The organism is Pseudomonas sp. NPDC088429 (genome assembly GCF_044753305.1).
GTDB lineage: Bacteria > Pseudomonadota > Gammaproteobacteria > Pseudomonadales > Pseudomonadaceae > Aquipseudomonas > Aquipseudomonas rustica.
The window spans coordinates 1-6,448 of the sequence record NZ_JBIVMX010000121.1 but is presented as its reverse complement, the minus strand read 5'-3'; the positions used below and the strand labels follow the sequence as shown (position 1 = coordinate 6,448).

The following is a 6,448-nucleotide window of genomic DNA, read 5'->3' as shown; positions in this document are numbered from 1 at the left end:
GCCTGCTGTGTAAATACCTCTCGGAAGAATGGGATTTCTCCTACAACTTCGCCAACGAAGACAGTAGCGAAGCCAGCGTCATGGGCCGTATCCGCCCATGGAACGCAATGATGCTGATCTCCAACGACATCATGCGTTACGCCGAAGAAAGCGATGACGGCAACATCCAGAACATTGATGTCAATGCGATGGAGAAGCACGCCAACCAATACATCTCGCAGCAGATCTTCAACATTCTGACGGCGCAGGCGGTAACGACTGACTACGACCAGAACTATTTCCGCCGCGCCGGCATCGACATCGGTGAGACCATTCGCCTCGATGCCAACGACCTGTTCATGAGTCTGGCCGGCCCGGTGGCGATTGCCTACGCCGAATCGGTGGTGCCGGAAACCCCGCCGCCGAGCAGCGACAAATTCAAGGTCTTCGATAAAGAGCCGCAGCGCCTGAACATCGACGATCTGTTCTTCCGCTCGATCGACCTGCCGCACTTCAACAAGGTCACGCAAGCGATCGAAGGCATCAGCCTGCTGCCGATCGAATCCAAGCGTTATCGCGCTTCGCTGGAGCAGTACAAGAATTCCGGCTACGACGCCGCCGCGTTGCACGACCTGCACTTCTTCAAGAATTGCTCGTCGGTGGTCTCGATCGTTTCGCTGCCCAAGGATTACAAGCTGTCGTACATGGATCTGAACCGGTTGAAAACCCACCTCAACAGCCTGTTCCCCAACACCACGCTCAAGCGTTATGCGCTGGTGATCGGCGCCTCGGCCAACCTGTCGCTGACCACATTGATCGCGAAGAGCCCGTGCCTGTCGGACGACTTCCTGACCTTGATCGTCGCGTTCATCAAACGCTGCTTCGCCAAGACGCCGTACCGTTTCGATGAGACGCTGGACAACTCGATCCTCGACTTCATCATTAATGAAGAATTCGACGAAGATCGTATCGACGACTTGCTTAATGAATTCGAGAACCCGGCGAAGATTCTCGACACCAACTGGTACGCGATCAAACCGATGTACGAGAAGAAGTACCGCGAACTGATCAACGACAAAGACAAGTTTGTTTCGATCAATGACATTCGCCTGTCGCGCGATTGTGTGAAGAAGTCGATCAAGTATTTGCGCGAGATTTATCGTCACCGGATTGGCAAGACCAAGGTTATTTCGCTGAATAACCATACAGGGAAGTCTTTCTCGATCTGATCCTCAGCCGAGTCGCCCAATTCGCGAGCGAGCTCGCTCCCACATTTGGAATGCATTCCCTTGTGGGAGCGAGCTCGCTCGCGAAGGGGCCGGCACATTCACTCAAGATTCTCCCATTCCAACATCCAGAAACAATTAAGCAGCCCAAAGGCTGCTCTCTCAACTGTTCCCGTTACGTTTACGTCACCGTGATGCCACCCTCGCTTGTGGCCTTTCTTCACGGCAACGTGCCATCACGCTACTCCGCTACACACTTTTCGCCGACCAGCGGACGCACCATCAAGGTGCAACGTCGGCAGCACCCGCCCTTTCCTGGATCAGAATCCACGGCGAAACCACCACTGCCCAGAGCTGCGGATCGCGTTCGAAAAGATCCAGCGCCCGCGTTTCAGACAGCTTGGCGACTGTGTCTTCGGCCAGCCAGGCGGCGACTTTCTCGCCATCATCCGACGCCACGGCCTCGGCGGCGGCGATCAAATCCAGGTCAGGGTCGACCCACAATAGGGCACCCTTGGCGAAGAACGGCTCCAACTCTTTCCAGGTAATAGATGCGGTTTCACCAAGCAGCTTGGCATAGAGGGTGCTAGGTTCTTGATTCATGGGAACTGTCCGGAAAAGAAATCGACGCGAATAATAACGTCGGTGATCCGTCAGCAAAACCCGGTTGCAAAAGGCTGTACCGAACGAAAAGAGCAGGAAAGCCAAGGAATGCTGTTGATTGGGGCATAACCCCACGAACGCCCCGCCGCAATTCTGTCTTTTTCATTCAAAAAAGCGACACCCTCAGGTTTTGCCCCTCGGCGCCCGCTTCCCAGGCTAACAACCGGCGCTCTACACTGTACCGGTACAGTTGCCGGGGGCATTTCCGGAGGGTATCGCAAAGATATCTGACCCGGTTCTGCTGCTACGGCGCCAGAACTCAAAAAAAATACAACAGTAAGAGTGGAGCACTATGACTAAGGCTACTAAGCAGATTTCCAAACTGTTTGCCGCTATGGTTCTGGCCGGGGTTGCCAGCCATTCGTTCGCAGCTGACACCATCAAAATCGGTATCGCCGGCCCTAAGACCGGTCCAGTAGCCCAATACGGCGACATGCAGTTCAGTGGCGCGAAAATGGCCATCGAGCAAATCAACGCCAAGGGCGGCGTCGACGGCAAGAAACTCGAAGCCGTTGAATACGACGATGCCTGCGATCCGAAACAAGCAGTAGCGGTAGCGAACAAGGTCGTCAACGACGGCGTCAAGTTCGTGGTCGGTCACCTGTGCTCCAGCTCCACTCAACCGGCTTCGGACATCTACGAAGACGAAGGCGTGATCATGATCACCCCGGCTGCCACCAGCCCGGACATCACCGCCCGTGGTTACAAAATGGTCTTCCGTACCATCGGTCTGGACAGCGCCCAGGGCCCTGCCGCCGGTAACTACATTGCCGATCACGTCAAACCGAAAATCGTTGCTGTGCTGCACGACAAACAGCAATACGGTGAAGGCATCGCCACCGCCGTCAAATCGACCCTTGAGAAGAAAGGCGTGAAAGTTGCCGTGTTCGAAGGCGTCAACGCCGGCGACAAGGACTTCTCCTCGATCATCGCCAAGCTCAAGCAAGCCAACGTCGACTTCGTTTACTACGGCGGCTACCACCCGGAGCTGGGCCTGATCCTGCGTCAATCGGCTGAAAAAGGCCTGAAAGCCAAGTTCATGGGTCCGGAAGGCGTGGGTAACGACTCGATTTCGCAGATCGCCAAAGACGCTTCCGAAGGTCTGCTGGTAACCCTGCCGAAATCCTTCGACCAGGATCCGGCCAACATCGCCCTGGCTGATGCATTCAAAGCGAAGAAAGAAGATCCGAGCGGCCCGTTCGTATTCCCTTCCTACTCGGCTGTTGAAGTGATTGCCGGCGGTATCACCGCTGCCAAGAGCGAAGACCCGGCCAAAGTGGCTGAAGCCATTCACGCTGGCACCTTCAAAACCCCGACTGGCGACCTGAGCTTCGACGCCAAGGGCGACCTGAAGGACTTCAAATTTGTGGTTTACGAGTGGCACTTCGGCAAACCAAAAACTGAAGTATCCCCTCAGTAAGGCGCTGCCTGACTGACTGCCAATAAAGCCCACGGCGTGCCGTGGGCTTTGTTTTACGAATGTATGGGCCGCGCTGGCGTGATCCGCCAGTCTCCCCACCTGAAAATCTCAAAACCGTCATCAGCGGTTCGCTGGCAAAACCCGGATTCGAAGTGGATACAGATCCACGGGGCCGGGCGGGAAAATGACTCCACCAGTGAAATGCGTATCAGGTTTTTAGGAGCGTTGTAATGCCTGACCTCTATCACTTCTTCCAGCAGCTGGTTAATGGTCTGACCATTGGCAGCACGTATGCCCTGATTGCCATCGGCTATACGATGGTTTACGGCATCATTGGAATGATCAACTTCGCCCACGGCGAGGTGTACATGATCGGTTCCTACGTGGCGTTCATCGCCATCGCCGGGCTGGCCATGATGGGAATCGACAACGTCCCGCTGTTGATGACCGCGGCCTTCATTGCGAGCATCGTTGTCACCAGTTCCTACGGTTACAGCATCGAACGGATCGCCTACCGCCCCCTGCGCGGCAGCAACCGTCTGATCCCGCTGATTTCCGCCATCGGTATGTCGATCTTCCTGCAGAACACGGTTCTGCTGGCGCAAGACTCCAAGGACAAATCCATCCCCAACCTGATCCCCGGGAACATTTCCTTCGGGCCAGGTGGCGCACATGAAGTGCTGATTTCCTACATGCAAATAGTGGTGTTCGTGGTGACGCTGATCGCCATGCTCGGCCTGACGCTGTTCATCTCCCGTTCTCGCCTGGGTCGCGCCTGCCGCGCCTGCGCCGAAGACATCAAGATGGCCAACCTGCTCGGCATCAACACCAACAACATCATCGCCCTGACCTTCGTCATTGGTGCTGCGCTGGCGGCCATCGCGGCCGTGCTGCTGAGCATGCAATATGGCGTGATCAACCCGAACGCCGGTTTCCTCGTCGGCCTCAAAGCCTTCACCGCAGCGGTACTCGGCGGCATCGGCAGCATCCCCGGCGCCATGCTCGGCGGGTTGGTGCTTGGGGTGGCGGAAGCGTTTGGCGCCGATATCTTCGGCGACCAATACAAGGACGTCGTGGCTTTCGGCTTGTTGGTTCTGGTGCTGTTGTTCCGTCCGACCGGCATTCTGGGCCGTCCGGAGGTTGAGAAAGTATGACTAGGAATCTTAAACAGGCACTGTTCAGTGCCTTGCTGGTGTGGGCTGTGGCCTACCCGGTACTCGGACTGAAACTGACCATCGTCGGCATCAACCTCGAAGTGCATAACACCAGCCCGATGATTCTGGCGACCATCGCCATCTGTTCGGTGCTGATGTTCCTGCGGGTGCTGTTCAACCAGCAGATCAGCAAGGCGTGGAAATCCTCACCGGGCATGCCGCTGATCCCGGCCAAGGCCAGCAACTTCCTGACCCTGCCGACCACGCAACGCTACTTCATCATTGCGCTGATCATCGGTGCACTGGTGTGGCCGTTCTTCGGTTCGCGTGGCGCGGTGGACATCGCAACGCTGATCCTGATCTACGTGATGCTCGGCCTCGGCCTGAACATCGTCGTCGGTCTGGCCGGTCTGCTCGACCTCGGTTACGTCGGCTTCTACGCCGTCGGCGCCTACAGCTATGCGCTGCTGTCGCACTACTACGGCTTGAGCTTCTGGATCTGCCTGCCGATTGCCGGCCTGATGGCGGCGACGTTCGGCTTCCTGCTGGGCTTCCCGGTGCTGCGTTTGCGCGGTGACTATCTGGCGATCGTGACCCTCGGCTTCGGCGAGATCATCCGTCTGTTCCTGCGTAACCTGACCGACATCACTGGCGGTCCGAACGGCATCAGCAACATCGAGAAACCGACGTTCTTCGGCCTGACCTTTGAACGCAAGGCTGCGGAAGGCATGCAAACCTTCCACGAGTATTTCGGCCTGCAATACAACTCGATCAACAAGGTGATTTTCCTCTACCTGGTTGCCCTGGTGCTGGCGCTGGCGGCGTTGTTCGTCATCAACCGTTTGCTGCGCATGCCAATCGGCCGTGCGTGGGAAGCGCTGCGTGAAGACGAGATCGCCTGCCGTGCTTTGGGTCTGAATCCGACGATCATCAAGCTGTCGGCGTTCACCCTCGGTGCTGCGTTCGCCGGTTTCGCCGGTAGCTTCTTCGCTGCCCGTCAGGGTCTGGTGACCCCGGAATCGTTCACCTTCATCGAGTCGGCAATCATCCTCGCCATTGTCGTGCTGGGTGGTATGGGCTCGCAGTTGGGTGTGATTCTGGCCGCCGTGGTAATGATCCTGTTGCCGGAAATGATGCGTGAGTTCAGCGAGTACCGCATGTTGATGTTCGGTGCCCTGATGGTGTTGATGATGATCTGGCGTCCACAAGGTCTGCTGCCGATGCAACGCCCACACATGGAGTTGCGAAAATGAGCCGCGAGATCTTAAAAGTTGAGAACCTGAGCATGCGCTTCGGCGGCTTGCTGGCGGTCAACGGCGTGGCCCTGACCGTCAAAGAGAAACAAGTGGTTGCCTTGATCGGGCCGAACGGCGCGGGCAAGACCACCGTGTTCAACTGCCTGACCGGTTTCTATCAGCCAACCGGTGGCAGCATCCTGCTCGACGGCGAGCCGATTCAAGGCCTGCCGGGCCACAAGATCGCCCTCAAAGGCGTGGTGCGCACCTTCCAGAACGTGCGCTTGTTCAAGGACATGACGGCGGTCGAGAACCTGTTGATCGCCCAGCACCGTCACCTGAACACGAACTTTCTGGCCGGCCTGTTCAAGACCCCGTCGTTCCGCAAAAGCGAGCGCGAGGCGATGGAATTTGCCGAGTACTGGCTGGAAAAGGTCAACCTGAAAGAGTTCGCCAACCGTACCGCCGGCACCTTGGCCTACGGTCAGCAACGTCGTCTGGAAATCGCCCGCTGCATGATGACCCGTCCGCGGATCCTCATGCTCGACGAACCGGCCGCCGGCCTGAACCCGAAGGAAACCGAAGACCTCAAGGCGCTGATCAGCGTGCTGCGTGAGGAGCACAACGTCACCGTGCTGTTGATCGAACACGACATGAAACTGGTCATGAGCATTTCAGACCACATCGTCGTGATCAACCAGGGCACGCCTCTGGCCGACGGCACGCCGGAACAGATCCGCGACAATCCTGAAGTGATCAAAGCCTACCTGG

The 6,448-nt window shown here is 57.1% G+C and carries 5 protein-coding genes and 1 pseudogene; 5 read left to right on the top strand and 1 reads right to left on the bottom strand.

Annotated features, from left to right (window positions below; genetic code table 11):
• Positions 1-1,208 (top strand): annotated as a pseudogene (locus ACIP66_RS27990) (hypothetical protein); the annotation flags it as partial.
• A 279-nt stretch (positions 1,209-1,487) separates the two neighbouring features.
• Here the strand turns inward: ACIP66_RS27990 and ACIP66_RS27985 are convergent.
• Positions 1,488-1,808 carry a DUF2288 domain-containing protein gene (locus ACIP66_RS27985; protein WP_400652450.1) on the bottom strand — a complete coding sequence of 107 codons (321 nt, stop codon included), beginning with the start codon at positions 1,806-1,808 and terminating at the stop codon, positions 1,488-1,490.
• A 352-nt stretch (positions 1,809-2,160) separates the two neighbouring features.
• Between ACIP66_RS27985 and ACIP66_RS27980 the strand changes: the two genes are divergently transcribed.
• The 4 genes from ACIP66_RS27980 to livG all read left to right on the top strand — a co-directional run.
• Positions 2,161-3,288, top strand: coding sequence for a branched-chain amino acid ABC transporter substrate-binding protein (locus tag ACIP66_RS27980; protein WP_053117839.1), 1,128 nt, complete (start codon positions 2,161-2,163; stop codon positions 3,286-3,288).
• Between the two features lie 230 nt (positions 3,289-3,518).
• Complete coding sequence (gene livH, locus ACIP66_RS27975) at positions 3,519-4,442, top strand: high-affinity branched-chain amino acid ABC transporter permease LivH (protein WP_008082254.1); 924 nt, start codon at positions 3,519-3,521, stop codon at positions 4,440-4,442.
• Positions 4,439-5,695 (top strand): high-affinity branched-chain amino acid ABC transporter permease LivM, encoded by a 1,257-nt coding sequence (locus ACIP66_RS27970; RefSeq protein ID WP_008082257.1) that lies wholly within the window; start codon positions 4,439-4,441, stop codon positions 5,693-5,695. Before livH ends, ACIP66_RS27970 begins: the two co-directional genes overlap by 4 nt.
• Positions 5,692-6,448, top strand: a 757-nt coding sequence (livG, locus tag ACIP66_RS27965) for a high-affinity branched-chain amino acid ABC transporter ATP-binding protein LivG (RefSeq protein ID WP_400652447.1), incomplete at its 3' end; no start/stop codon positions are given. The genes ACIP66_RS27970 and livG, both read left to right, overlap by 4 nt.